Genomic DNA, 1,129 nt, shown 5'->3' with positions numbered 1-1,129 from the left:
GAAGTTGGCGAGTGACTCGAGGATCTCCGCGGCGGTCTTGGTCCAGATGAAGGGCCTGGGGTTGTCGTTCCATTGCGTGATCCACGAGCGGATGTCGGCTTCGAGGTTCTGGACGTTCTTGTGGGCGCCGCGCCTGATCTGCTGATCGGCGAGGAAGCCGAACCACCGCTCGACCTGGTTGATCCAGGAAGAACCGGTTGGGGTGAAATGCATATGAAATCGAGGGTGGCGTTCCAGCCATGCCCGGATAGCCGGTGTTTTGTGGGTGCCGTAATTGTCGCAGATCAGATGGATCTGAAGATGGGCAGGGACCTCCTTGTCGATTTTGACGAGGAACTTCTTGAACTCCGCGGCCCGATGCCGGCGGTGCAGGGAACTGATGACCTCGCCGGTGGCGACGTCGAACGCCGCGAACAGCGTGGTCAGGCCGTTGCGGACGTAGTCGTGGGTGCGACGCTCAGGCATGCCGGGCATCATCGGGAGCACCGGCTGGGACCGGTCCAGAGCCTGGATCTGCGACTTCTCGTCAACGGAAAGGACGATCGCGCCGTCGGGCGGATTGAAATACAACCCGACAACGTCGTGCACTTTCTCCACGAACAGCGGGTCGGCGGAGAGCTTGAAAGTGTCGGTCAGGTGCGGCTTGAGCTGAAACTTCCGCCAGATCCGGCCGACAGTCGACCTGGACAAGCCGCTGCGCTGCGCCATCGAGGCACGTGACCAATGGGTGGCGTCCTTCGGGATTTCCTCCAGGGTCGCCACCACGACCGCTTCGACGTCCTCGACCCCGACCACCGGAGGACGGCCGGGCCGCGGCTCGTCGACCAGCCCGTCGAGACGGCGCGCCAGGAAGCGTCGCCGCCACTTGCGGACCATGTCCGGCGACACGCCGAGATCCTTCGCGACGCCCACGACCGGCGGCACGCCGTCCTCAGCGCACGCCAGCACGATCCGCGACCGCGCAGCCAAAGCCTGAGCAGACTTTCGCCGACGCACCCAGCCTTCCAACGTCGACCGTTCCTCGTCGGTGAGGACCACCGGCTCGAGCTTCGGACCCCGACGTCCCGCAACACCATCAGACATACCATCAGAGTCTAACTAGCGACGAATTTACGACGCAGGACACTAG

At 63.7% G+C, this 1,129-nt stretch carries 1 protein-coding gene; it reads right to left on the bottom strand.

Annotated features, from left to right (window positions below; all coding sequences use genetic code 11):
• Positions 1–1,083: IS630 family transposase (locus tag EIZ45_RS45815; RefSeq protein WP_134736130.1), on the bottom strand; the 1,083-nt coding region annotated here is incomplete at its 3' end.
• Positions 1,084–1,129 lie beyond the last annotated feature (46 nt).

Origin of the sequence: Amycolatopsis sp. CFH S0740 (assembly GCF_004522315.1) — a bacterium.
GTDB lineage: Bacteria > Actinomycetota > Actinomycetes > Mycobacteriales > Pseudonocardiaceae > Amycolatopsis > Amycolatopsis nivea.
Note: the sequence above shows the minus strand (reverse complement) of the source record. Positions and strands in the feature narration are given on the sequence as shown.